The following is a 25,309-nucleotide window of genomic DNA, read 5'->3' as shown; positions in this document are numbered from 1 at the left end:
CAGGATGGACGCATGGTCAGCTCCGCACATCGAGCCCTCGACGGCTTCTCCCCCGCGACCCGCGGCTGGTTCACGGGGGCCTTCTCCGCGCCCACCGCGGCCCAGGCGGGCGCGTGGCAGGCCATCGACGAGGGCTCGGACGTGCTGGTGGTCGCGCCGACCGGTTCCGGCAAGACCCTGGCCGCCTTCCTCGCCGCCCTGGACCAGCTCGCCGCGACGCCCCCGCCGGCCGACCCGAAGAAGCGCTGCCGCGTCCTGTACGTCTCTCCGCTGAAGGCCCTCGCGGTCGACGTGGAGCGCAACCTCCGCAGCCCACTGACCGGCATCCGCCAGGAGTCCGTCCGCCTGGGTCTGCCGGAGCCCGAGGTCAGGGTCGGCATCCGCTCCGGCGACACCCCGCCCGCCGAGCGCCGCGCGCTGTCCACGCGCCCGCCGGACATCCTGATCACCACCCCGGAGTCCCTGTTCCTGATGCTGACGTCGGCCACACGCGACGCGCTGACCGGCATCGAGACGGTGATCCTGGACGAGGTGCACGCGGTCGCGGGCACCAAGCGGGGTGCGCATCTCGCGCTGTCCCTGGAGCGGCTGGACGAGTTGCTGCCGAGGCCGGCCCGCCGTATCGGCCTCTCGGCGACCGTGCGCCCGGTCGACGAGGTCGCCCGTTATCTCTCCCCGCGCGGCAAGGTGGAGATCGTCCAGCCGAAGTCGGGCAAGGAGTTCGACCTCTCCGTGGTCGTCCCGGTCGAGGATCTGGGCGAGTTGGGCGGCTCCCCGGTGGCCGACGGCAAGGAGGGCGCGGAGAAGCCGTCCATCTGGCCGCATGTCGAGGAGCGCATCACCGACCTCGTCCAGTCCCATCGTTCAACGATCGTGTTCGCCAACTCCCGCCGTCTCGCGGAGCGTCTGTGCAACCGGCTCAACGAGATCGCCTACGAGCGCGCGACCGGCGAGACGCTGGACGAGCACCACGCCCCGGCCGAGCTGATGGGCGGTTCCGGCGCCGCCCAGGGCGCGCCGCCGGTCATCGCCCGGGCCCACCACGGCTCGGTCTCCAAGGAGCAGCGCGCCCAGGTCGAGGAGGACCTCAAGGCGGGCCGACTGCCCGCCGTGGTGGCCACGTCCAGTCTGGAGCTGGGCATCGACATGGGCACCGTCGATCTCGTCATCCAGGTGGAGTCCCCGCCGTCCGTGGCCTCCGGCCTCCAGCGCGTGGGCCGCGCGGGACACCAGGTCGGCGCGGTCTCCACGGGCGTGGTCTTCCCGAAGTACCGGGGCGACCTCGTCCAGGCCGCCGTGGTCACCGAGCGGATGCGCACCGGCTCCATCGAGTCCCTGAGGGTTCCCGCCAACCCCCTGGACGTCCTCGCCCAGCAGCTCGTGGCGATGACGGCGCTGGACACCTGGCAGGTCGACGACCTGCTCGCCACGGTCCGCCGGGCCGCCCCCTTCGCCTCGCTCCCGGAGTCGGCGTTCACGGCCGTGCTCGACATGCTCGCGGGCCGCTATCCGTCCGACGCCTTCGCCGAGTTGCGCCCCCGCGTGGTGTGGGACCGCATCGCGGGCACGATCACCGGCCGCCCCGGAGCCCAGCGCCTTGCCGTCACCTCCGGGGGCACGATCCCCGACCGCGGGCTCTTCGGGGTCTTCCTGGCCGGCGCGGACCCCAAGAAGGGCGGCGGCCGGGTCGGCGAGCTGGACGAGGAAATGGTCTACGAGTCCCGCGTGGGCGACGTGTTCACGCTTGGCACCAGCTCCTGGCGGATCGAGGACATCACCCGCGACCGCGTCCTGGTCTCCCCCGCGCCGGGCGTCCCGGGCAGGCTCCCCTTCTGGAAGGGCGACCAGCTGGGCCGCCCGCTCGAACTGGGCCGCGCGGTGGGCGCGTTCCTGCGCGAGGTCGGCTCCCAGCCCAAGGAGGACGCCCGTCTGCGCCTCCTCGCCGCGGGCCTCGACGCCTGGGCCGCGGAGAACGTGCTGTCGTACCTGGCCGAACAGCGCGAGGCCTGCGGCCACATCCCGGACGACCGCACGATCGTCGTGGAGCGCTTCCGGGACGAGCTCGGCGACTGGCGCGTGGTGATCCACTCCCCCTTCGGCGCCCAGGTCCACGCCCCCTGGGCCCTCGCGCTCGGCGCCCGCCTCTCCGAGCGCTACGGCATGGACGCCCAGGTGATGCACGCCGACGACGGCATCGTCCTGAGGCTGCCTGACGCCGACTTGATGGGCCTGGACCTGCTCGACCAGGAGCCCATGAAGGCCGGCACGGAGTACGACGCCGACCAGGCCCCCGTAGGCGCTGCGGACGTCGCCTTCGACAAGGGCGAGGTCAATCAGATCGTCACCGACCAGGTCGGCGGCTCGGCCCTGTTCGCGGCCCGCTTCCGCGAGTGCGCCGCCCGCGCGCTGCTGCTGCCGCGCCGCAACCCCGGCAAGCGCACCCCGCTGTGGCAGCAACGTCAGCGCGCCGCCCAACTGCTCCAGGTGGCAAGCGAGTTCGGTTCGTTCCCGATCGTCCTGGAGGCGGTCCGCGAATGCCTCCAGGACGTCTTCGACGTCCCGGGTCTCACCGAGCTGATGGGCGACCTCGAATCCCGCAAGGTGCGCCTCGTCGAGGTCACCACCCCCGAGCCGTCCCCCTTCGCCCGCTCCCTCCTCTTCGGGTACGTCGCCCAGTTCCTCTACGAGGGAGACTCACCGCTCGCCGAGCGCCGCGCCGCCGCCCTGTCGCTGGACTCACGCCTGCTGGCCGAGCTGCTCGGCCAGGCGGAGCTGCGCGAACTCCTCGACGCCGAGGTGCTGACCGAGCTGGAGCGGGAGCTCCAGTGGCTCACCGAAGACCGCCGCATCAAGGACGTCGAGGGCGTCGCCGACCTGCTGCGGATGCTCGGCCCGCTCACCGACGCCGAGTTGGCCGAGCGGGGCTCCGCGCCCCAGTGGGCCCAGGACCTCGCCTCCGCCCGCCGCGCGATCCGGGTCCGTATCGGCGGTGCCGACCACTGGGCGGCGATCGAGGACGCGGGCCGACTGCGCGACGCCCTCGGCACCGCACTGCCGGTCGGCGTCCCGGAGGCGTTCACCGAACCGGTCAAGGACCCGCTCGGCGACCTCCTCGCGCGCCACGCCCGCACCCACGGCCCGTTCACGTCGGCCACGACAGCCGCCCGCTTCGGGCTCGGCGTGGCCGTCACCGAGGGCGCGTTGCAGCGGCTCGCGGCGAACGGCCGTGTCGTACAAGGGGAGTTCCACCCGGCCGGCATCGGTCAGGAGTGGTGTGACGCGACGGTGCTGCGTCGCCTGCGCCGCCGGTCGCTGGCCGCGCTGCGGCACGAGTTGGAGCCGGTGCCACCGGCCGCGCTCGCGCAGTTCCTCCCCCAGTGGCAGCACATCGGCAAGGGCCACGGACTGCGCGGCATCGACGGACTGGTGCGCGCCGTCGAGCAGTTGCAGGGCGCGTCCGTGCCCGCGTCCGCCCTGGAGAAGCTCGTCCTGCCGTCCCGCGTGGCGAACTACGCGCCCGCCATGCTCGACGAACTCACCTCGGCCGGCGAGCTGGTGTGGGCCGGCGCAGGCTCCCTCCCCGGCAAGGACGGCTGGGTGTCCCTGTACCTGGCGGAGGCGGCCCCCCTGCTCCTCCCACCACCGCACCCGCTCGAACTCACGGCACTGCACCAGTCGGTCCTGGACACCCTCTCCGGCGGCTACGGCCTCTTCTTCCGCCAGATCACCGACCAGGTCCGCGCGACCACCCACCCCGACGTCACCGATCCTCAACTGGCCGACGCCGTATGGGACCTGGCCTGGTCCGGCCGGCTCACCAACGACACGCTCGCCCCCATGCGCTCCTTGCTGGGCTCCGGCCGTACGGCAGGTTCCACGGCCCACCGCGCCAAGCGCACGGTCCCGCGCGGGCGTTACGGCTCGCTCACCGCCGCCGCCCGCCCCGCGTCCCGCACCGGTCCGCCGACCGTCGCGGGCCGCTGGTCCCTGCTCCCCGCCCACGAACCGGACCCCACTGTGCGCGCCCACGCACTGGCCCGCACCCTGCTCGACCGGCACGGCGTGGTGACCCGGGGAGCGGTCGCCGCGGAGGGCGTGGAGGGCGGCTTCTCGGCGACGTACCGCATCCTGTCCGTGTTCGAGGAGAGCGGTCAGGCGCGGCGCGGCTATGTCGTGGAGGGGCTCGGCGCCGCCCAGTTCGCGATGGACGGCGCGGTGGACCGCCTCCGCGCGGTCGCCAACGCCCGCGACCGGGGCGACGACCTGCCCACCCCGGACACCACGGACAGCGACCCTTACGGCTTCGGAGCCCTCGGTGGCTCCGACTCACCGACCGTCGGCACCGGCAACGGTTCCGCCGACGGCTTCGAAGCCGCGAGCACCACCTACAACTCCCCCGACAACCAAGGTCGTCAGGCCCCCCACGCCTCCCCTGCCGACCACGCTCGACACACACCCGAGTCCCCCGGAGTCCACGACTTCGCCGACGCCTTCGGCCCGTTCACCGACTTCGACGACCTCGACGACACGGGCACACCCGCCGACCCCACCTCACGGCACAACCGCCAAGCCTCCTCCCACCCCCCGTCCCCGGGCGACTACATCTCCCCCCGCGACTTCCCCACCCCGACACTCCGAGGCAACACCGCCTCCCCCTACGCCAACCACCACCCCCGACGCCCCTCCCTCGCCACCCGAGCCGTGGTCCTGGCCGCCGCCGACCCGGCGAACGCGTACGGCGCGGCCCTCCCCTGGCCCGAACCCCCGACCGACGCCGGACACAAACCGGGCCGAAAGGCGGGCTCGCTCGTCGTGCTCGTCGAAGGTGAGCTGACGCTCTACATGGAGCGCGGCGGCAAGACCCTGCTCGCCTGGCCCTCCGCCCCGGACACCACGGCCACCCAGGACCCACGCCTCCAGGCGGCCGCCGAGGCCCTCGCGGCGGCGGCCCGAGCGGGCTCTCTCGGCACGGTCACCGTGGAGCGGGTCAACGGCGCCTCGGCCCTGACCTCCCCCATCGGCACCCTCCTGGAAGGAGCGGGTTTCATCGCGACACCACGCGGCCTGCGCCTCCGCGCATGAACCAACCACTCATGAACCGAACAACACCTCGTCCCGAGCCCCCCACTCCATGCCCCCGCCCCATGCCACCCTTGACCCATGCCTGAAGGCGACACCGTCTGGCAGACCGCGAAGCGCCTCCATACAGCCCTCGCGGGCAAGGTGCTGACCCGCAGCGATCTCCGAGTCCCCAAGTACGCCACGGCCGACCTCACCGGCCGCACCGTCCTGGACGTCACGCCCCGGGGCAAGCACCTGCTGACCCGTATCGAGGGCGGCCTGACCCTCCACTCGCACCTGCGGATGGACGGCACCTGGAGGGTGTACGCCAACGGTCAACGCTGGAGCGGCGGCGGCCCGGCCCACCAGATCCGGGTGATCCTCGGCACCGCCGACCGCACGGCCGTCGGCTACCGCCTTCCCGTCCTGGAGCTCCTCCGCACGACCGACGAAGACCGCGCCGTAGGCCACCTCGGCCCCGACCTCCTGGGCCCGGACTGGAACCCCGAACTGGCCCTCGCCCACCTCCTCGCAGACCCCGCCCGCCCCCTCGGCGAGGCCCTGCTCGACCAGCGCAACCTGGCCGGCATCGGCAACATCTACAAAAGCGAACTCTGCTTCCTCCTCGGCGCCACCCCCTGGCTCCCCGTCGGCGCACTCCCCGCCGACCGCGCCGCAAAGCTCCCCGCCATCGCCAAGCGGCTCCTGGAAGCCAACCGCGACCGCCCCGTCCGCAACACCACAAGCACCCTCACGAACAACTCCCCACACCGCACCACGAACGCCGGCACCCCCGACCTGTTCGTCTACGGCCGCGCCCCCCGCCCCTGCCTGCGCTGCAACACCCCGATCCGCACCGCCGACCAGGGTGACGGCTCCCGCGAACGCCCCACCTACTGGTGCCCGACCTGCCAGGTGGGCCCGGCGCCGGGCACCACTCCGCCCCACAGAACTCAGCACCGTACAACTAATTGACGACCCGTCAGAAACCCTCGTACGGTCCCTTCATGCCCCTCAAGGCGTACGACCTCACCGGACGCACCGCTTTCGTCACCGGCGCCGCCAGCGGTATCGGCCGCGCGTCCGCCGTGCTGCTCGCCGAGGCGGGCGCCACCGTGCACTGCGCCGACCGTGACGCGCAGGGGCTGCACGAAACGGCGACCCTGATCAAGGACAAGGGCGGCACCGCCCGCACCCACCACCTCGACGTCACCGACCGCGCCCAGCTGAAGCAGGCCGTGGACTCCTGCGAGGACCTGCATGTGATGGCCGCGGTCGCCGGGATCATGCACAGCAGCACGGTGCTGGAGACCCGCGACGAGGATCTCGACCGGGTGCTGAACGTCAACTTCAAGGGCGTCCTGTACGCCTGCCAGGAGGCGGCCCGGCTGATGCTCGACCGGGGCACCAGGGGCAGCATCGTCACCATGGCGTCGGGCGCGATCGACACCGGAGGTTCCGGGCTGCTCTGCTACAGCGCCGCGAAGGCGGCCGTGGTCCAGCTGACGAAGACGCTGGCGACGGAACTGGGCCGGCACGGCATCCGCGTCAACGCGGTGGCGCCGGGCTGGATACGCACGCCGATGACCGACCACCACGAGGGCGAGGCACAGGCCCGCACCGAGGCGCTGATGGCCCGGCTGTCGCCGCTGGGCCGGGTGGGCGAGCCGGAGGACATCGCCCACGCGGTGCTGCATCTGGCGTCGGACGCGTCGTCGTTCACGACGGGTCAGATCCTCCGTCCGAACGGGGGCGTGGCGATGCCGTGGTGACGGACACCGCGCCGGCGACCGGCGTGCCGGACACCCGCCAGGCCTCTCTCCACCGTCCCGCGGCCACGGCCCCCGCCGCCCGGGCCTTGGGCATGCAGTGCACCGGCAGCAGGCTCAGCCCCCATCCGCCGGCCGCCACGGCTCCTTCCAGTGCCCCCGCGTGCGGCGTCAGCACGAGCCGCAGTACAGCCCACCACCAGACCGCGCCGAGCCCCAGCGCGGCCCCCCAGCGTGCTATCCGCCCCGCCATGGCCCCACCTCCAGCCCGACGCTAGAACGTCACGGTCACCCGCAAGGAGGGCGCATCGACGGCACACGGACGCACCACACGCCTCAACCATGACCGCACCGCGCCACACCGGCAAACGGACCGCTCCGGCCGTAGAAGCCGCCGTGGACGCGAAAAACCCCGGCCGCACCTCTCCAGGTCTCCCTGGAGAAGCCCCGGCCGGGGCCCGCACACTTCCATGAGGTCGGTCAGCGCCTCATCGGTCTACACCAACGTGAACGTCACGCGGCGACCACGTCCACCGCCTCGGCGGGGGCCTTGATGGTCACCCGTTCCGGTGGCACACCCTTCACCGATACGGAGCCCAGCATCGGACGTACCGACGTGGGCACGGAATTGGTGGCCGCAGCAGACTGGGCCAGCTCGGCGAGAGCGAGCTCGTCGCTCACTTCCCGCATGAGCTCGGACATCCGTACGTCCAACGCGTCGCAGATGGCGGAGAGCAACTCAGAGGATGCCTCCTTCTGCCCCCGCTCCACCTCGGAGAGATAGCCGAGTGAGACTCGGGCGGACGAGGAGACTTCGCGCAGAGTACGGCCCTGGCGCTGGCGCTGCCGACGCAGCACGTCACCAAGCAGGCGACGGAGCAGAATCATCGGTGGCTCCCTCCTCGGACCGCGTAGCCGCATCCTTCTCGCCCCACCGTACCGCCTTGCGCCGCGGCCGTGCGGGGAGCGATGTCGTGTTCACTCAGGGCTGCAAACATCAAAACCCCCCGTTCTGTTCCGTATCCTGTGTCCGCTCATTCCCGGTCTGTTCGCTCACGAGCCGCTCCAGAAGCAGCGCGAGTACGCTCCGTACACTCTCTCTACGAATTTCCGCCCGGCCGCCGTTCAACCGCAGGGCAGCCACTTTCCCGCCACCGGCGGCATCCGAATCCGGTCCGAAGGGGCCGTCCACGGCCACGAAAACGGTGCCCACGGGCTGCCCGTCCTGCGGCTCAGGGCCCGCCACACCCGTGGTCGCGATGCCCCAGTCGGCGCCCAGAGCCTTCCGCACGCCAGCCGCCATCTGGGCCGCGACCTGCGCGTCTACGGCTCCCCGCTCGGCCAGCAGGGTCGCGTCGACACCGAGCAGTTGGTGCTTCAGCTCGGTGGCGTAGGCGGTGACCGAACCGCGGAAGGCCTTGGAGGCTCCGGGTACCGATGTGATCTCCGCCGCAACCAGACCACCGGTGAGCGACTCGGCGACAGCGAGCGTCGCACCGCTCACCGTCAGTAGTCGCACCACTTCAGTGGCCGTGGAACTCACGCTTCCGTCTCCTCCGACGCCGCCATGCGCTCGGCGATTCCCTGCCTGCGCAGCACAATGGCCTGTCTCACATAGTCGAGCCCGGTCAGCACGGTCAGAATGACCGCCGCCGCCATCACCCAGAACCTCAGGCTGGCCAGCCAGCCCGTCAGCGCCAGCACATACATCCCTACGGCCACGCCCTGCGTGAGCGTCTTCAGCTTGCCGCCGCGCGACGCGGGAATGACGCCGTACCGGATGACAAGAAAACGCAGCAGCGTGATCCCGAGTTCCCGGCCGAGGATGACGACGGTCACCCACCACGGGAGGTCGCCGAGCGAGGACAGACAGATGAGCGCCGCACCCATGATCGCCTTGTCGGCGATGGGGTCGGCGATCTTCCCGAAGTCGGTGACGAGGTCGTAGGTGCGCGCCAGATGACCGTCGAACAGGTCGGTGATCATGGCCACGGCGAACGCGGCCCAGGCGAACGAGCGCATCGCCGGGTCGTACCCGCCGTCGGCCAGCATCAGGGCGACAAAGCCGGGGACGAGGAGCAGCCGGAGCATGGTCAGAAAGTTGGCGATGTTCCAGACGCTCGCCTGGTTGACGGCGGCGGCGACGACCTTCGCGCCGCGCGCCGGCTTCGGACCATCGGGCACACCGGTCTCGACGACACCGGTTTCGACGACACCGGAGGAGGCACTGCCGGAGGCCGCACCGGAACCCGCGTTCGCGGGCGCGCCGTTGGCGCTGGAGGTGCCGCCCGCCGCCGATGCCGGGACTCCGGTCATCTGCCCGCCTCCTCACTACACGCGAGCGAGCCCAGGAGCGGCTCGGCCACCAGGTCGACACCTTCCGTACCGACCACCTTCGCCTCGACCATACGGCCGACGCTCAGGCCTTCGCCGCTCGTGAGCAGCACCTGGCCGTCCGTTTCGGGTGCCTGGTGCTCGCCGCGGCCGTAGGCGCCGTCCTCGGAGTCCACGGACTCCACCAGCACGTGCACGGTCTCGCCGACGCGCTCCTCGGCGCGCTGCGAGACGAGTTCCTCGGCGAGCCGCGAGATGTGCGCGAGGCGCGCGTCCACGACGTCCTGGTCGAGCTTCTTGTCGTACGTCGCCGCTTCCGTGCCGTCCTCGTCGGAGTAGCCGAAGACACCGATGGCGTCCAGGCGCGCGCCGTTGAGGAAGCGCTCCAGCTCGGCGAGGTCGGCCTCGGTCTCGCCGGGGAAGCCGACGATGAAGTTCGAGCGCACGCCGGCCTGCGGGGCCTTGGAGCGGATGGTGTCGAGCAGTTCGAGGAAGCGGTCGGTGTCGCCGAAGCGGCGCATTGCGCGCAGCACGTCCGGCGCGGAGTGCTGGAAGGACAGGTCGAAGTAGGGCGCGATCTTCGGGGTCGAGGTGAGCACGTCGATGAGCCCGGGGCGCATCTCGGCGGGCTGGAGGTAGCTGACCCGCACCCGCTCCAGGCCGTCGACGTTGGCCAGCTCGGGCAGCAGCGACTCCAGGAGGCGGATGTCGCCCAGGTCCTTGCCGTAGGACGTGTTGTTCTCGGAGACCAGCATGATCTCCTTGACGCCCTGCTCGGCCAGCCAGCGCGTCTCGTTCAGCACGTCGCTCGGGCGGCGGGAGATGAAGGAACCGCGGAAGGACGGGATGGCGCAGAAGGAGCAGCGCCGGTCGCAGCCGGAGGCGAGCTTCACCGAGGCGACCGGGGAGCCGTCCAGGCGGCGGCGCAGGGGCGCGCGGGGGCCTGAGGCGGGCGCGAGGCCGTCCGGGAGGTCGACCGGGCCGTGACCGGGCAGCGCGACGTCAGCGGCGGACTCCTGCCGCTGGGCGGGGCTGATCGGCAGCAGCTTGCGGCGGTCGCGCGGGGTGTGCGAGGCGTGGATGCCGCCGTTCAGGATGGTCTGCAGGCGGTCGGAGATGTCGGCGTAGTCGTCGAAGCCGAGCACTCCGTCGGCTTCGGGCAGCGCCTCGGCGAGCTCCTTGCCGTACCGCTCGGCCATGCAGCCCACCGCCACGACGGCCTGTGTTCTGCCGTGACCCTTGAGGTCGTTGGCTTCGAGGAGGGCGTCGACGGAGTCCTTCTTGGCGGCCTCGACGAAGCCACAGGTGTTGACGACGGCGACGTCCGCGTCCTCGGCGTCCTCCACGAGTTGCCAGCCGTCCGCCTCCAAGCGGCCTGCGAGCTCCTCCGAGTCCACCTCGTTACGGGCGCAGCCAAGAGTGACGAGTGCGACGGTACGGCGTTCAGGCATGGGCTCAAGACTACTTCGTCCCACTGACACCCCACGTCGAAGGGGTTGGCCGATCTTGGCCAACCCCTTGATCACTCACTCCGTAGGACCGCTTTGCCGGACCGCTTATCCGACTTCAGGGTCGCCCTTCGTGTACGTGAGTCGCTCCACCGCTCCGGGCTGGAAGTCGTCCTCGATCTTCTTGCCGTTGACGTAGAGCTGGATCGCGCCGGCGTCGCCGAGGATCAGGTTGACCTTCGAGCTGTCCTGGAAGGTCTTGGACTCGCCCTTCTTGAGGAGTCCGTCGAACAGCATCCGGCCGTTGTGGTCCTTGGCGGAGATCCAGCTGCGGCCGTCGACCGCGCTCACCTGGACCGTCACCTTGTCCTGCGGCGCGGCGGCGATGGCACTGTCGGAGGGGTCGGACTTGGGCGTGGCGGAGTCGGTCTTCGAGGGTGTCGGCTTGGCGGGCTTGCTGGCGCTGGGCGAGGCTCCCTGGGCGACCGACGTGGCGTCACTGTCGCTGTCGCCGCCCTTGAACGCCGTGAACCCGACGAAGCCGACCACGGCGACGATCGCGGCGACCATGGCCGCGGTCCAGTTGGGCCCGCGCCGCTCCGGACGGATACGTTCCGCCTCGAAGAGGGGCGCCGCCGGCGTCGGGGCCGGGCGCCCGCCGTGATCGTCGTCGTAGCGCGCGAGGAGCGGAGCGGGATCGATGTGGACGGCCTTGGCGAGGGTCCGGATGTGCCCACGGGCGTAGACGTCGCCGCCGCAGGGCGTGAAGTCGTCGGCCTCGATGGCGTGCACGATGGCGATACGGACCCGGGTGGCACTGCTGACGTCGTCGACGGTCAGCCCGGCGGCGATACGTGCCTGCTGCAGGGCTCGGCCGACGGAAGGGCGGGCTTCTTCCTCATGACCCTCTTCGGAGCGACCGTCTTCGAACGGACGCTCGTCTTCAGGGGAGTTGCCGATGGACACGGGGGCGCCTTTCGAGCGTGTAGCCGCCTGTGCTGGAAATTCAGTCTAGGGGGGGTACTGAAGGGTGGGGCAACCGGGCGGTGGGACTTTGTACGCCATCGGTATGGCCGGACAGCCCGATGGCGAGCCAGACACGGACCCCATGGTGGGAGCCCTGTCTGTCTTCTCGCTCAACTTGACGTACGGCAAAGGGAAACGGTTGCCCGACGATCTCTAACGGGTGAGTCACGGTCTCGTCCTTTCGGCGGACGTCTACCCTTCAGACTCCCCGCGGATCACCGCGAGCACGCCGTCCAGCTCGTCACCCTTCACGAGAACGTCACGCGCCTTGGACCCCTCGCTGGGTCCGACGATGCCCCGGGACTCCATGAGGTCCATGAGCCGCCCGGCCTTGGCGAAGCCGACGCGCAGCTTGCGCTGGAGCATCGAGGTGGACCCGAACTGCGTGGACACGACCAGCTCGGCCGCCTGGCACAGCAGGTCGAGGTCGTCGCCGATGTCCTCGTCGATCTCCTTCTTCTGCTTGCTGCCGACGGTGACGTCGTCCCGGAAGACGGGCGCCATCTGGTCCTTGCAGTGCTGGACGACGACCGCGACCTCGTCCTCCGTCACGAAGGCGCCCTGCATACGGGTCGGCTTGTTCTGCCCCATGGGGAGGTACAGCCCGTCACCCTTGCCGATGAGCTTCTCGGCGCCCGGCTGGTCGAGGATGACCCGGGAGTCGGCGAGCGAGGAGGTGGCGAACGCGAGCCTGGAGGGCACGTTCGCCTTGATCAGACCGGTGACGACGTCCACGGACGGCCGCTGCGTCGCGAGCACCAGGTGGATGCCGGCCGCGCGCGCGAGCTGCGTGATGCGCACGATCGAGTCCTCGACGTCCCTCGGCGCGACCATCATCAGGTCGGCGAGCTCGTCGACGATCACCAGGAGATACGGATAGGTCTTGAGCTCCCGCTCGCTGCCCTCCGGCGTCTTCAGCTTGCCGTCGCGGATGGCCTGATTGAAGTCGTCGATGTGCCGGTACCCGAAGGCCGCGAGGTCGTCATACCTGAGGTCCATCTCCCGTACGACCCACTGGAGCGCCTCGGCGGCCCGCTTGGGGTTGGTGATGATCGGCGTGATCAGGTGCGGGATGCCTTCGTAGGCGGTCAGTTCGACGCGCTTGGGGTCGACGAGGACCATGCGCACGTCCTCGGGGGTCGCGCGGACCATGACGGACGTGATCAGGCAGTTAATGCATGACGATTTGCCGGAACCGGTGGCTCCGGCGACCAGCACGTGCGGCATCTTCGCCAGGTTGGCCATCACATAGCCGCCCTCGACGTCCTTGCCGAGCGCCACCAGCATCGGGTGGTCGTCCTCGGCCGCGTCCGCGAGACGCAGTACGTCGCCGAGGTTGACCATCTCGCGGTCGGTGTTCGGGATCTCGATGCCGACCGCCGACTTGCCGGGGATCGGGCTGATGATCCGCACATCGGGGCTGGCGACGGCGTAGGCGATGTTCTTGGTGAGCGCGGTGATCCGCTCGACCTTGACGGCGGGGCCGAGCTCCACCTCGTAGCGCGTGACCGTCGGCCCGCGCGTGAAGCCGGTGACGGCCGCGTCGACCTTGAACTCCATGAAGACGTTCTGGAGGGAGGCGACCACGGCGTCGTTCGCGGCGCTGCGCGTCTTGCCGGGTCCGCCGCGCTCCAGGAGGTCGAGCGACGGCAGCGAGTACGTGATGTCGCCGGACAACTGAAGCTGCTCGGCCCGAGGCGGCAGATCGCGCATCTCCTCGGGGGCCGCCTTGGTCAGATCCGCTACGACGCGTTCGACCGGCTCGACCTTGAGCTTCTCCTGCTTGGGGCGCGCGGCGGGGGCCGGGACGGGCGTCGGGGTGGTGTCCTCGCGGTCGCCTCCCACCCGTACGCCCTGGGTGAGGTCGGCGACGATCGGCGAGGGCGGCATGCCGTGCAGGACCGCCCCGTCGAGGGCCGCTGCGGCGGCCGCTGCGACGTCCACGGCGTCCATGGGGCGGTTCATGTCGGGCTGGGGCACCGCGGAGCGCCGGGGGCGGCTCCGGCGCTTGGAGAGGGCCTCCTGCTCGGCGCTGTCGGGGTCGTACGCCTCGGGGCCGCTCCCGCGCTTGCGGGGGCTCGCGGGGAGCGCCTCGCGCCACTGCTCGTCGTAGCGTTCGTCGTCCTCGCCGAACTCGTCCTCGTCGTCGAAGTCGTGGACGATGCCGAGCTTCACCCCGAGCAGCCTGAGGCGCTGCGGGATCGCGTTGACGGGCGTGGCCGTGACGACCAGCAGCCCGAAGACCGTGAGCAGCACGAGCAGCGGTACGGCGAGGACGTCGCCCATGGTGTACGTCAGCGGGGTCGCCACGGCCCAGCCGATGAGGCCGCCGGCGTCCCTTATGGCCTGCATGCCGTCGCTGCGGGCGGGCGCGCCGCAGGCGATGTGGACCTGGCCGAGCACGCCGATGACGAGCGCGGAGAGGCCGATCACGATGCGGCCGTTGGCCTCGGGCTTCTCGGGGTGCCGGATGAAGCGCACGGCGATCACCGCGAGCAGTATCGGCACGAGCAGGTCGAGGCGGCCGAAGGCGCCGGTCACCAGGATCTCGACGAGGTCGCCGACCGGACCGCGCAGGTCGGCCCAGGTGCCGGCGGCGACGATCAGCGCGAGGCCGAACAGCAGCAGCGCGACGCCGTCCTTGCGGTGGGCCGGGTCGAGGTTCTTCGCGCCCTGCCCTATGCCGCGGAACACCGCGCCGACGGCGTGCGCGGTGCCGAGCCAGACGGCGCGCACGAGCCGGACGATGCCACCGGTGGGGCTGGGCGCCGGCTTGGGCGCGGGGCGGGCGGTCCTCTTGGCGACCGCCTTCTTCGCCGGGGCCCTTTTCGCAGCGGCCTTCTTCGCCGGAGCCTTCGCCGGAGCAGCCCTCTTGGCGGGCTGCTTCTTGGCTGCGGAGGGACGTGAGGCCATAGGTGTGAGGTTACCTGTGGAGACGGCAGCGGACACGTGTGCCCACTGCTTCACCCGTTCGTGTCGCCCGTACGGGACGGGGAACTGACGCTCGCTCACGCACAACTGCGCCCGCGGCGGACGTCAGTTCTGCGACGGGAGCGAGGGTGCTCCGCTGCCGGTGCCCGGCTCCAGGGCGTCGAGTGCCCGGCGCAGCCCGGTGAGTTTGCGTTCGAGATGTGCCGCGGTGGCTACGGCCGCCGCGTCCGCCGACTCGTCGTCGAGCTGCTTGGACAGCGCCTCCGCCTGCTCCTCGACGGCCGCGAGCCGCGCCGACAGCTCGGCGAGCAGTCCGGCCGGTTCCTTGGCCGCACCGACCGCGGGCTTGCCGCCGCCCTCCAACTGGAGCCGCAGCAGCGCCGCTTGCTCCCGCAGCTGGCAGTTCTTCATGTACAGCTCGACGAAGACCGAGACCTTCGCGCGCAGCACCCACGGGTCGAACGGCTTGGAGATGTAGTCGACCGCGCCCGCCGCGTAACCCCGGAAGGTGTGGTGCGGGCCGTGGTTGATCGCGGTGAGGAAGATGATCGGGATGTCCCGGGTCCGCTCCCGTCGCTTGATGTGCGCGGCGGTTTCGAAACCGTCCATGCCTGGCATCTGGACGTCCAGCAGAATGACCGCGAAGTCGTCCGTGAGCAGTGCTTTGAGCGCTTCCTCCCCGGACGATGCCCGAACCAGTGTCTGATCGAGCGCAGAGAGGATGGCCTCCAGCGCCAGCAGATTCTCCGGCCGGTCATCGACCAGGAGGATCTTGGCCTTCTGCACCATGGCCCGCCCTCCTCGCCCCGGATGTGCACCGGGCGCCGCCCCAGGGGACGACTCTCTTGCGCCGCCCGTCCTTGTGCCGGTCATGGTAGCCGCACCCCGCCTGTCGCCACACCCTGTCACCGCGATGTCACTGTGCACGAAGCAGAAACGTAGCGGGAGACCAGAAGGTTCCCCGAATCCCGTACTTCTACACGGCTTCGAGCACACTGAGTCAGCAACTCCGCGTGAACGCTGATGGTTCCCGTCACTCTGCCCGCATCCACTGCTCCATCACCGACAACAGGTGATCGGGATCGACCGGCTTCGTCACATAGTCCGACGCACCGGACTCGATCGCCTTCTCCCGGTCGCCCTTCATCGCCTTCGCGGTCAGCGCGATGATCGGAAGCCCGGCGAACTGCGGCATCCTGCGGATCGCCGACGTCGTCGCGTATCCGTCCATCTCGGGCATCATGATGTCCATCAGAACGACCGTCACATCGTCGTGCTGCTCCAGGACTTCGATGCCCTCACGGCCGTTCTCCGCGTACAGCACGGACAGCCCGTGCTGCTCCAGGACACTGGTCAACGCGAAGACGTTGCGGATGTCGTCGTCGACGATCAGCACCTTCTCGCCGCTGAACCGGATGCCCCGGCGCGACGGCGGCGCCGTCTCCTCGGCCGCCCACTGGTCCCGCACCGTCTGCCCCAACTGCGCGCCCTCGATGGCCGATACGGCCCTACGGCGGCGCCTGAAGAGCGCGGCGGCACCGTTCTGCGTCTCGTGGTACGACTTCACCTCGGCCGGCGTCTCGATGCCCACCTCGCTCCGCTCCGAGAACTCGGCGAGTTCCGCGGCGGACGTCAGGAGGTCGCCCGCCTCCAGCGCGGGCAGCTGCTGGTAGCCCTGCGGGGGCAGTTCGCTCGGGTGCAGCGGCAAATACAGCGTGAACGTCGAACCGCGTCCCGGTTCGCTCTGCGCGTGGATCTCACCGCCGAGCAGCTGCGCGATCTCCCGGGAGATCGACAGGCCGAGGCCCGTACCGCCGTACTTGCGACTGGTCGTACCGTCCGCCTGCTTGAAGGCCTCGAAGATCACCCTCATCTTGCTCCCGGCGATCCCGATCCCGGTGTCCGTCACCGAGAACGCGATCAGGTCCGCGTCCGCGTCCCGCAGCGAACCGGCCTCCAGGAGCTGCTCCCGGATCGCCACCGGAACGTCCGCGCCGGCCGGCCGGATGACCAGTTCGACCGCTCCGGAGTCGGTGAACTTCACCGCGTTCGACAGCAGGTTGCGCAGCACCTGGAGCAGCCGCTGCTCGTCGGTGTGCAGCGTGGCCGGCAGTTCCGGCGAGACCCGTACGGAGAGGTCGAGGCCCTTCTCCGCGGTCAGCGGGCGGAAAGTGGCCTCTACGTAGTCGACGAGTTGGACGAGCGCGATACGCGTCGGGGAGACGTCCATCTTGCCCGCCTCGACCTTCGACAGGTCCAGGATGTCGTTGATCAGCTGGAGCAGGTCGGAGCCGGCGCCGTGGATCGTCTCGGCGAACTCGACCTGCTTCGGGGAGAGGTTGCCCTCCGCGTTGTCGGCGAGCAACTTGGCCAGGATCAGCAGCGAGTTGAGCGGTGTGCGCAGCTCGTGCGACATGTTGGCGAGGAACTCGCTCTTGTAGCGCATCGACACGGCGAGCTGCTCGGCGCGCTCCTCCAGGACCTGGCGGGCCTCTTCGATCTCGGTGTTCTTGACCTCGATGTCGCGGTTCTGCTGGGCCAACAGCTCGGCCTTCTCCTCCAGTTCGGCGTTGGACGACTGGAGTGCCTTCTGCCGGTTCTCCAACTCGGCCGAGCGCTCGCGGAGTTGCTCGGTCAGCTCCTGCGACTGCTTCAGCAGCACCTCCGTCTTGGTGTTGACGGAGATGGTGTTGACGCTGGTCGCGATCATCTCGGCGATCTGGTTGAGGAAGTCCTTCTGGATCTGCGTGAAGGGCGTGAAGGAGGCCAGCTCGATGATGCCGAGCACCTTCCCCTCGAACAGCACCGGAAGCACGATCACCTGCGCGGGCGGCGCCTCCCCGAGCCCCGAGGAGATCTTCAAATACCCACTGGGCGCGTTCTCCACGAGGATCGTGCGCCGCTCCTGGGCCGCCGTCCCGATCAGCGCCTCACCGGGCCTGAACGAGGTCGGCATGGACCCCATGGAGTAGCCGTACGACCCGAGCATGCGCAGTTCGTACGCCTCCTCGCCCTCCGCGTCCGCCAGGGGCAGCGCGAGGAAGAACGCGCCGTGCTGCGCGGAGACCACCGGCGTCAGCTCGCTCATGATCAGCGAGGCCACGTCGTCCAGGTCGCGGCGGCCCTGCATCAGCGCGGAAATGCGGGCGAGGTTGCCCTTGAGCCAGTCCTGCTCCTTGTTGGCGATCGTGGTGTCGCGCAGGTTGGCGATCATCTTGTTGATGTAGTCCTGCAGTTCCTGGATCTCGCCGGCCGCGTCGACGTCGATCTTCAGGTTCAGGTCGCCGCGGGTCACCGCGGTCGCCACGCGCGCGATGGCACGCACCTGACGGGTCAGGTTCCCGGCCATCTCGTTCACCGACTCGGTGAGGTCGCGCCAGGTGCCGTCGACGTCACGCACGCGTGCCTGGCCGCCCAGCTGGCCCTCCGTGCCCACCTCGCGGGCAACGCGGGTGACCTCCTCGGCGAAACTGGACAGCTGATCAACCATCGTGTTGATCGTCGTCTTGAGTTCGAGGATCTCACCGCGGGCGTCAATGTCGATCTTCTTGGTCAAGTCGCCCTTGGCAATGGCCGTGGTGACCATCGCGATGTTGCGCACCTGACCGGTCAGGTTGGACGCCATCCCGTTCACGGACTCGGTGAGGTCCTTCCACGTGCCGGCCACACCGGGCACGCGCGCCTGACCGCCCAGGATGCCGTCCGTGCCCACCTCGCGGGCCACCTTGGTGACCTGGTCGGCGAACGAACTCAGCGTCTTCACCATGGTGTTGAAGGTGTCCGCGAGCTGCGCGACCTCACCGCGCGCCTCGATCGTCACCGTCCGCGTCAGGTCGCCGTTGGCGACGGCCGCCGCGACCTGGGAGATGTTCCGCACCTGCATGGTCAGGTTGTTGGCCATCAGGTTGACGTTGCCGCTGAGGTCCTTCCAGATGCCCGTGACGCCCGGTACGTGCGCCTGGCCGCCCAGGATGCCCTCGGTGCCCACCTCGCGGGCCACCCGGGTCACCTGCTCCGCGAAGGACGACAGTTGATCAACCATGGTGTTGACCGTCGTGACGAGCTCGAGGATCTCGCCCTTGGCGTCAACAGTGATCTTCTTGGACAGGTCGCCCTTGGCGACGGCGGTCGTGACCTCGGCGATCTGGCGCACCTGGATGGTCAGGTTGTTCGCCATGAAGTTCACCGACTGCGTGAGGTCCTTCCAGGTGCCGGAGACACCCTGCACCTCGGCCTGACCGCCCAACTGCCCCTCGGTGCCCACCTCGCGGGCCACACGCGTGACCTCCTCGGCGAACGAGGACAGCTGGTCGACCATCGTGTTCAGGGTGTTCTTCAGCTCCAGGATCTCCCCGCGCGCGTCCACGGTGATCTTCTGGGACAGGTCACCGCGGGCCACCGCGGTCGCGACCTGCGCGATGTTGCGGACCTGGGCGGTGAGGTTGCCGGCCATGCCGTTCACCGAGTCGGTCAGGTCGCGCCACACGCCGGCGACGCCGGGCACCTGCGCCTGCCCGCCCAGGCGGCCCTCCGTGCCCACCTCGCGGGCGACCCGGGTCACCTGGTCGGCGAAGGCCGAGAGTTGGTCGACCATCGTGTTGATGGTGTTCTTCAACTCCAGGATCTCGCCGCGCGCATCCACGTCGATCTTCTGGGACAGGTCGCCCTGGGCCACCGCCGTGGTCACCTGGGCGATGTTGCGCACCTGAGAGGTGAGGTTCCCGGCCATGGAGTTGACGGAGTCGGTGAGTTCCTTCCAGGTGCCCGAGACGCCGTCCACGCGCGCCTGGCCGCCCAGCCGTCCCTCGGTGCCCACGTCACGGGCCATCCGGGTCACCTGGTCGGCGAACGACGACAGTTGATCGACCATCGTGTTGACGGTGTTCTTCAACTGAAGCATCTCGCCGGACACATCGACGGTGACCTTCTGGGAGAGGTCGCCGTTGGCCACGGCCGTCGTCACCTGCGCGATGTTGCGCACCTGGCCGGTGAGGTTGCGGAATGCGGTGTTGACCGAGTCGGTCAAGTCCTTCCACGTACCGGCCGCGCCCGGCACCTGCGCCTGGCCGCCCAGTTCACCCTCGACACCGATCTCGCGCGCCACGCGCGTGACCTCGGCACCGAACGAGGACAGTTGATCAACCATCCCGTTGACGGTGTTCTTCAGCTCCAGCATCTCGCCGGCGACGTTCACCGTGACCTTCTGGGACAGGTCACCGCTCGCCACCGCGGTCGTCACGGCGGCGATGTCCCGCACCTGGATCGTCAGGTTCCGGAAGACCGTGTTCACCGAGTCGGTGAGGTCCTTCCACGTCCCCGCCGCACCCGGCACGTTCGCCTGCCCACCGAGCTGCCCCTCGGCACCGACCTCGTTGGCCACGCGCGTGACCTCGTCCGCGAAGGTGCGCAGCGTCTCGGTCATCTGGTTGATCGTCTCGGCGAGCTGGGCGACCTCGCCCCGCGCCGACACCGTCACCTTCTGCGACAGGTCACCGTTGGCGACAGCCGTCGTCACCTGGGCGATACCGCGCACCTGGGCCGTCAGGTTGCCGGCCATGATGTTCACCGAGTCGGTCAGGTCTTTCCACACCCCGGCCACACCCGGCACCTGCGCCTGGCCGCCCAGCTCGCCCTCGGTGCCCACCTCGCGGGCGACTCGCGTCACCTCGGAGGAGAACGACGACAGCTGGTCCACCATCGTGTTGACGGTGTTCTTGAGCTCCAGCATCTCGCCGGCGACGTGAACAGTGACTTTCCGGGACAGGTCGCCCTTGGCGACCGCCGTGGTCACCAGCGCGATGTCCCGCACCTGGGCCGTCAGCCGGTACGCCATCGTGTTGACCGACTCCGTGAGGTCCTTCCACGAGCCGGACATGCCACGCACGCGTGCCTGCCCGCCCAGCTTGCCCTCGGTGCCCACCTCACTGGCCACGCGCGTGACCTCGTCGGTGAACGTCGACAGCTGGTCGACCAGATTGTTGACGGTGCGCCCGACCTTCAGGAACTCACCGCGCAGCGGATGTCCGTTCCCGTCGTCCTGCGCCTGCGTCCGCAGCTCCATGCGCGGCGACAGATCACCCTCCGCCACCGCGGACAGCACCCGTCCGACCTCGGAGACGGGCCGTACGAGGTCGTCCACGAGCGCGTTGGAGGCGTCGATGGCCGCGGCCCAGGAACCCTCGCAGGCGCCCGTCTCCAGCCGCTCCGTGAGCTTTCCCTCACGGCCCACCATGCGCCGCACCCGGGACAGCTCACCCGTGAGATGCAGATTGCGGTCGGCCACCTCGTTGAACACGGCGGCGATCTCCGACAACTCGCCGTCGCCGGACACCGTGAGCCGCTTGCGGAAGTTCCCGTCCCTCATGGAGACAAGAGCCGTCAGCAGCCGGTCCAAGGAGGCCGCGTCCACTTCCGTGGTCCCATTGCGCGGTTTGCGCTGGTTCTTCAGGGACTGTCCGCCTTTCGCGCGCGTCTTGGTGGCCCGCGTCGCTGCGCCAGACTCCACTGTGTCCCTCCCGCAGGGGTCGACCGTTACTGCTGTGCTGGGGTGCTGCTGCTCGGCGTATCAGTTACTGCCGCGTATCTCTGCCCGGTTTACCGGGCTTCAACAAGGCCGACTGTCCGCCGTACACAGAAGACACCCGGCCTGCCCGGACCGTCACCAGAATCCTGCCCAGTGTTTCACCCTGTCTGAACCAGGCCATAACAGTTCGGCAGCTTCGCACATCGTCCGCACACCCTCCGGACGGAAACACTGCGGACCGGCATCCGCATGGACGGTGAAGGTAAGTAACCTTGCATGCGGCTGTCCAGCCGCGCCGGTTCCGTCCGGCCTGGGCGGTGGCACGAGCACGAGCGGGCAGGCATCGGAGGGGCACCGCACCATGACCACCGGACTGCATCCTGGGGGAACGCCCCAGGATCCCCCGCCGACCGGGAACCAGCCGTTGCCCCGGCAGGCACCGATCGGCCATGGGCCCCTGCCCGCCGACAACAGGCCGAGGAGTTCTGTGATCACCGCGCGCGCGGCCGCCAGCTTCGAGCCCGTCGGACGATCGGTCGCCACCGCGCGGTCCTTCGTCCGCGACACCCTTCAGGGCTGGGGCTTCGCCGACATCGTCGACGACGCCGTGGTCCTCACCAGCGAGCTGGTGACCAACGCAGTGGTCCACGCGGGCACGGCCGCGGATGTTCTGTGCCTACGGAGTGACGACGGTGTGAGGATCGAGGTCGCCGACCACTACCCGGAGCGCGAGATCCCCCTCCAGGGGGCCGCGATCACCATGAGCAGCCCCGACCGCGAGGGCGGCCGCGGCCTCCAGCTGTGCGCGGCCCTGGCCAGCCGCTGGGGCGTCGACTACACCCCCACACAGAAGCTGGTCTGGTTCCAACTCGACCTCCCCGCCCGCCCGGTGGGCACCCGCGCGGCCGGCCCGTCCCTGCCGGCCGCCCTCCTCCCGCTCGCCGACGGCAGGGTCCGCGTCGCGGTCGTCCAGATCGACCGCACGGGCTCCATCGCGTCCTGGAACGAGGACGCCGAGGAACTCTTCGGCTACGCCCCCGAGCAGGTCACCGGCAAGCCCCTCACCGACCTCGCCGCCTGGCCGCACACCCCGGGCACCAGCACCGGCATCGCCGAGGCGCTCCGCCTCTCCCGCTGGGAGGGCAGTTACGGCATCCGCGCCGCCGACGGCCGCGTGACCCCGGTCTACGCCTCCCACCTCCGCGTCCGCGATACCGGCGGCGAGCCGTCAACCGTGTGCCTCCTGGTACGGGACCACGAACGCGCGGTTCTGCAGACACCGTTGCGCGGCCCCGCCCCCGACGCCGCGTCCACCTCCGACGGCCAGAACACCGACCCCTTCGAGGTGTTCATCGGCTCCCCCGCGCCGGACGACCTCGACGGTCTCCTCCAGCGCACGGTCGAGCGCGCCCGCGACATGCTCGACGGAGACTCCGCCTTCCTCCTCCTCGCGACCGACGACGAAACGGAGTTGGAGGTCCGCGCCTCCACCGGCCTGCCCTCCGCACGCCAACGCTTCGCGCGCGTGCCCGTCGAAGCCGGCCCCGGCCGCTACGGCTCCGCCCGCATGCCGGCCGTCCACGAGGACCTCCAGGCCGTCCCGGGCGCCGTACCGCTCCTCAGCGGCACCGGAATGCGCTCGGTCGTCACGGTCCCCCTGAAGGTGGAGGGCCGCCTCACCGGCTCCCTCGGAGTGGCCGCCGAAGGCCCCAACAGATACTCGAACGAAGAAGCGCTGCGCCTCCAATTCGCCGCCGACCGCATCGCGTTGGCGGTCGAATCGGCCCGCCTGGGCGAGCTGGAACGCCTGCGCCGCGGCTCGCTCAGCTTCCTGGTCGAGGCCTCCGACCTCCTCGCCGGCACCCTGGACCGCGACCAGACCCTGGCCCTGATGGCCCAGATGACGGTGCCGACCCTGGCCACCTGGTGCGCGGTCTACACGATCGCCGACCAGGCCTCGGACCCGTACCTCTCGTACGTCCTGCACGAGGACGAGGAACTCATCGACGGCATCAAGTCGTTGCTCTCGAAGATCGCCCCTCCGGACCCGGTACCCACCCCCGGCGCCCGCGTCTGGGCCGCCCCCGCCGAGGCCGCCCACCAGGCGGCCCTCCGCACCTCCATGCGCAGCCTCGGCCTCAACGAACCGACCCGCCGTGTCAGCTCGGGCATCGGCCCAACTCTCGCCACGGCCTCCGCAGTCGGCGGCGAGACGGTCGTCCTCCCGCTGGTCGCCCGCAACCGCGTCATCGGCATGCTGACCCTCGGCAAGCCCACCGACGAACACTTCCGCCAGGAAATCCTGGAACTGGCCGAGGACTTGAGCCGCCGAGCCGCCCTCGCCCTCGACAACGCCCGCCTGTACTCGGAGCGCACGGCCATCAGCCAGTCCCTCCAGCGCAGCCTCCTGCCTCCGGACCTCCCGCACATCGAGGGCGTCGAGGTCGAGGTCATCTACCGCGCGGCCGGCGAGGGCAACGAGGTGGGCGGCGACTTCTACGACCTCTTCCCCATCCGCGACGGCGTCTACGGCTTCGCCATCGGCGACGTCTGCGGCACCGGCCCCGAGGCCGCCGCAGTCACCGGCCTGGCCCGCCACGCCCTCCGCCTGCTCGCCAGGGAGGGCTTCGGCGGCCCGGCGGTCCTGGAGCGCCTCAACTCCGCGATCCTCGACGAGGGCGCCCGCAGCCGCTTCCTGACGCTCCTCTACGGCGAGTTGTGGCCCCAGGAGGACGGCAGCGCCAAACTCAAGGTGGTCTGCGCGGGCCACCCGCTCCCGCTCCGCCTCCGCCAGGACGGCACGGTCGAACCGGCCGCCGAACCCCAGCCCCTCCTCGGCGTCATGGACGACCTGGAGCTCTACGAGCAGACGGTCACCCTGGACCCGGGCGACGTCCTCCTGTGCGTCACGGACGGCGTCACCGAACGCCGCGAGGGCACCCGCATGTTGGGCGACGACGGCCTCACGGACGTCCTCACGACCTGTACGGGCCTCACAGCCGGCGCGGTCGCGGCCCGCGTCATGCGCGCGGTGGAGCGCTTCGCCTCGGACGCCCCGTCCGACGACATGGCAATCCTCGCCATGCGAGTCCCGGGCCTCCAGAAGGACTGAACCTGAACACGCAAAAGGCCCCGCCCAATTGGGCGGGGCCTTTGATGTCTGGAGCCCTCTAACGGAATCGAACCGTTGACCTTCTCCTTACCATGGAGACGCTCTACCGACTGAGCTAAGAGGGCCTGTCGCTTTCCCGAGGCTTCCCTCGCGGCGACGAAAAGAATCATACCCCGAACAGACCCGTGCGCCCAACCACCGCCACCTGACCCCGACTCGGTCAGAAAGCAGGCTGGAGCAGTCCCCCGAGCGCATTGCACGCGGACACGATCCGCTGCATCTCCCGCCTGGTCAACGAGGCATCCACCGGCAGCGCGAGCGTCTCGTCCGCGGCCCGCTCGGTCTCCGGCAGAGCCACACACCGCCGGAACTCCGGCAGCCGATGCACAGGCGTCTTCACCGGCACCCGGCACTCAACTCCCCTGCCGCGCACGGCCCGAGCGAAGGCATCACGATCCGGCCGCCCGTTCCCCGGCACCCGCACGATGTACTGCTGGTAGGTGTGCCCGTCCCCACCATCGGGCGTCCGCACCCCACGCAACTTCGCATCAAGATAGGCCGCCCGCTCCCGCCGCTGAGCAACTTCGTCGTACGGCGCCTCGGACTCCCCCTGCTGCAACACCAGCAGCCCATGCCGCTGCCCGACCCCGAGCATCCGCGCCATGTCGGCCGACCGCCCGAATCGATGTACGACAACTATCGCCGCCGTACGCGGAGTTACGGCCGCTTCGACAGCGGACGCGTCCAGGCAGTAGGTCACCGGATCTATGTCGGCGAACACCGGCAGCCCACCCGCCAGGGTGACAGCCTCGGCGACTTCCACGTTCCCGAACGCCGGCACGACGACCTCGTCACCGAGTCCGACGCCTGCGGCCCTGAGCATTGCAGCAGTACCCATGCTCGGATGGTGATTGCGCAACGTGAACTTCAAGTGACGCACAACAAAAAAGGGTTGGACCCCGAACCGAAGTTCAGGATCCAACCCTTTCAATATTTGTTCGGCGGTGTCCTACTCTCCCACAGGGTCCCCCCTGCAGTACCATCGGCGCTGTAAGGCTTAGCTTCCGGGTTCGGAATGTAACCGGGCGTTTCCCTCACGCTATGA

General features: G+C 70.0%; 14 protein-coding genes, 1 tRNA gene and 1 rRNA gene. 4 read left to right on the top strand and 12 right to left on the bottom strand.

What is annotated here, in order from left to right; all coding sequences use genetic code 11:
- The first annotated feature begins 12 nt into the window (after positions 1–12).
- The 3 genes from OO70_RS29710 to OO70_RS29700 all read left to right on the top strand — a co-directional run bounded on the left by OO70_RS29710 (position 13) and on the right by OO70_RS29700 (position 6,833).
- Positions 13–5,082: an ATP-dependent helicase gene (locus OO70_RS29710; protein WP_043677847.1), complete on the top strand. Its 5,070-nt coding sequence runs from the start codon at positions 13–15 to the stop codon at positions 5,080–5,082.
- Between the two features lie 78 nt (positions 5,083–5,160).
- Complete coding sequence (locus tag OO70_RS29705) at positions 5,161–6,036, top strand: Fpg/Nei family DNA glycosylase (RefSeq protein ID WP_043677843.1); 876 nt, start codon at positions 5,161–5,163, stop codon at positions 6,034–6,036.
- A gap of 32 nt (positions 6,037–6,068) precedes the next feature.
- Positions 6,069–6,833 carry an SDR family NAD(P)-dependent oxidoreductase gene (locus tag OO70_RS29700; RefSeq protein WP_043677840.1) on the top strand — a complete coding sequence of 255 codons (765 nt, stop codon included), beginning with the start codon at positions 6,069–6,071 and terminating at the stop codon, positions 6,831–6,833.
- Here the strand turns inward: OO70_RS29700 and OO70_RS56200 are convergent.
- The 9 genes from OO70_RS56200 to OO70_RS29660 all read right to left on the bottom strand — a co-directional run bounded on the left by OO70_RS56200 (position 6,781) and on the right by OO70_RS29660 (position 21,074).
- A complete protein-coding gene (locus OO70_RS56200) occupies positions 6,781–7,083 on the bottom strand; it encodes a hypothetical protein (protein ID WP_078651604.1) in 303 nt (100 codons plus the stop codon). The genes OO70_RS29700 and OO70_RS56200 overlap by 53 nt on opposite strands.
- A 260-nt stretch (positions 7,084–7,343) precedes the next feature.
- Positions 7,344–7,718: a helix-turn-helix domain-containing protein gene (locus OO70_RS29695; RefSeq protein ID WP_043677837.1), complete on the bottom strand. Its 375-nt coding sequence runs from the start codon at positions 7,716–7,718 to the stop codon at positions 7,344–7,346.
- Positions 7,719–7,827: 109 nt separating this feature from the next.
- On the bottom strand, positions 7,828–8,373 hold the full coding sequence (locus OO70_RS29690; RefSeq protein WP_043677836.1) for a CinA family protein: 546 nt from the start codon (positions 8,371–8,373) through the stop codon (positions 7,828–7,830).
- Positions 8,370–9,146, bottom strand: coding sequence for a CDP-diacylglycerol--glycerol-3-phosphate 3-phosphatidyltransferase (pgsA, locus tag OO70_RS29685; RefSeq protein WP_043677834.1), 777 nt, complete (start codon positions 9,144–9,146; stop codon positions 8,370–8,372). Before pgsA ends, OO70_RS29690 begins: the two co-directional genes overlap by 4 nt.
- The gene (rimO, locus tag OO70_RS29680) at positions 9,143–10,615 is read right to left on the bottom strand and encodes a 30S ribosomal protein S12 methylthiotransferase RimO (protein ID WP_078651603.1); all 1,473 of its coding nucleotides are present in this window, start codon (positions 10,613–10,615) and stop codon (positions 9,143–9,145) included. Before rimO ends, pgsA begins: the two co-directional genes overlap by 4 nt.
- A gap of 105 nt (positions 10,616–10,720) precedes the next feature.
- The gene (locus OO70_RS29675) at positions 10,721–11,578 is read right to left on the bottom strand and encodes a helix-turn-helix domain-containing protein (RefSeq protein ID WP_043677832.1); all 858 of its coding nucleotides are present in this window, start codon (positions 11,576–11,578) and stop codon (positions 10,721–10,723) included.
- Positions 11,579–11,830: 252 nt separating this feature from the next.
- Positions 11,831–14,551: a DNA translocase FtsK gene (locus OO70_RS29670; RefSeq protein ID WP_043677830.1), complete on the bottom strand. Its 2,721-nt coding sequence runs from the start codon at positions 14,549–14,551 to the stop codon at positions 11,831–11,833.
- Between the two features lie 123 nt (positions 14,552–14,674).
- Positions 14,675–15,358 (bottom strand): response regulator, encoded by a 684-nt coding sequence (locus OO70_RS29665; protein WP_043677827.1) that lies wholly within the window; start codon positions 15,356–15,358, stop codon positions 14,675–14,677.
- Positions 15,359–15,602: 244 nt separating this feature from the next.
- The gene (locus OO70_RS29660; RefSeq protein ID WP_106971783.1) at positions 15,603–21,074 is read right to left on the bottom strand and encodes a HAMP domain-containing protein; all 5,472 of its coding nucleotides are present in this window, start codon (positions 21,072–21,074) and stop codon (positions 15,603–15,605) included.
- A gap of 379 nt (positions 21,075–21,453) precedes the next feature.
- Here OO70_RS29660 and OO70_RS29655 point away from each other — a divergent pair, with 379 nt between their 5' ends.
- Positions 21,454–24,204, top strand: a complete 2,751-nt coding sequence (locus OO70_RS29655) for a SpoIIE family protein phosphatase (RefSeq protein WP_043677822.1) — start codon at positions 21,454–21,456, stop codon at positions 24,202–24,204.
- 49 nt (positions 24,205–24,253) lie between these two features.
- Here the strand turns inward: OO70_RS29655 and OO70_RS29650 are convergent.
- The 3 genes from OO70_RS29650 to rrf all read right to left on the bottom strand — a co-directional run.
- Positions 24,254–24,329: transfer RNA gene (locus OO70_RS29650), tRNA-Thr, on the bottom strand.
- A 95-nt stretch (positions 24,330–24,424) separates the two neighbouring features.
- Positions 24,425–25,087: a DegT/DnrJ/EryC1/StrS family aminotransferase gene (locus OO70_RS29645; RefSeq protein WP_043677819.1), complete on the bottom strand. Its 663-nt coding sequence runs from the start codon at positions 25,085–25,087 to the stop codon at positions 24,425–24,427.
- A gap of 113 nt (positions 25,088–25,200) precedes the next feature.
- Positions 25,201–25,309: ribosomal RNA gene (gene rrf / locus OO70_RS29640) — 5S ribosomal RNA — on the bottom strand; the annotation flags it as partial.

It is taken from the genome of Streptomyces xylophagus (genome assembly GCF_000716435.1).
In the GTDB taxonomy this organism is placed as follows: domain Bacteria; phylum Actinomycetota; class Actinomycetes; order Streptomycetales; family Streptomycetaceae; genus Streptomyces; species Streptomyces xylophagus.
This window is presented reverse-complemented; position numbering and strand designations above follow the sequence as displayed.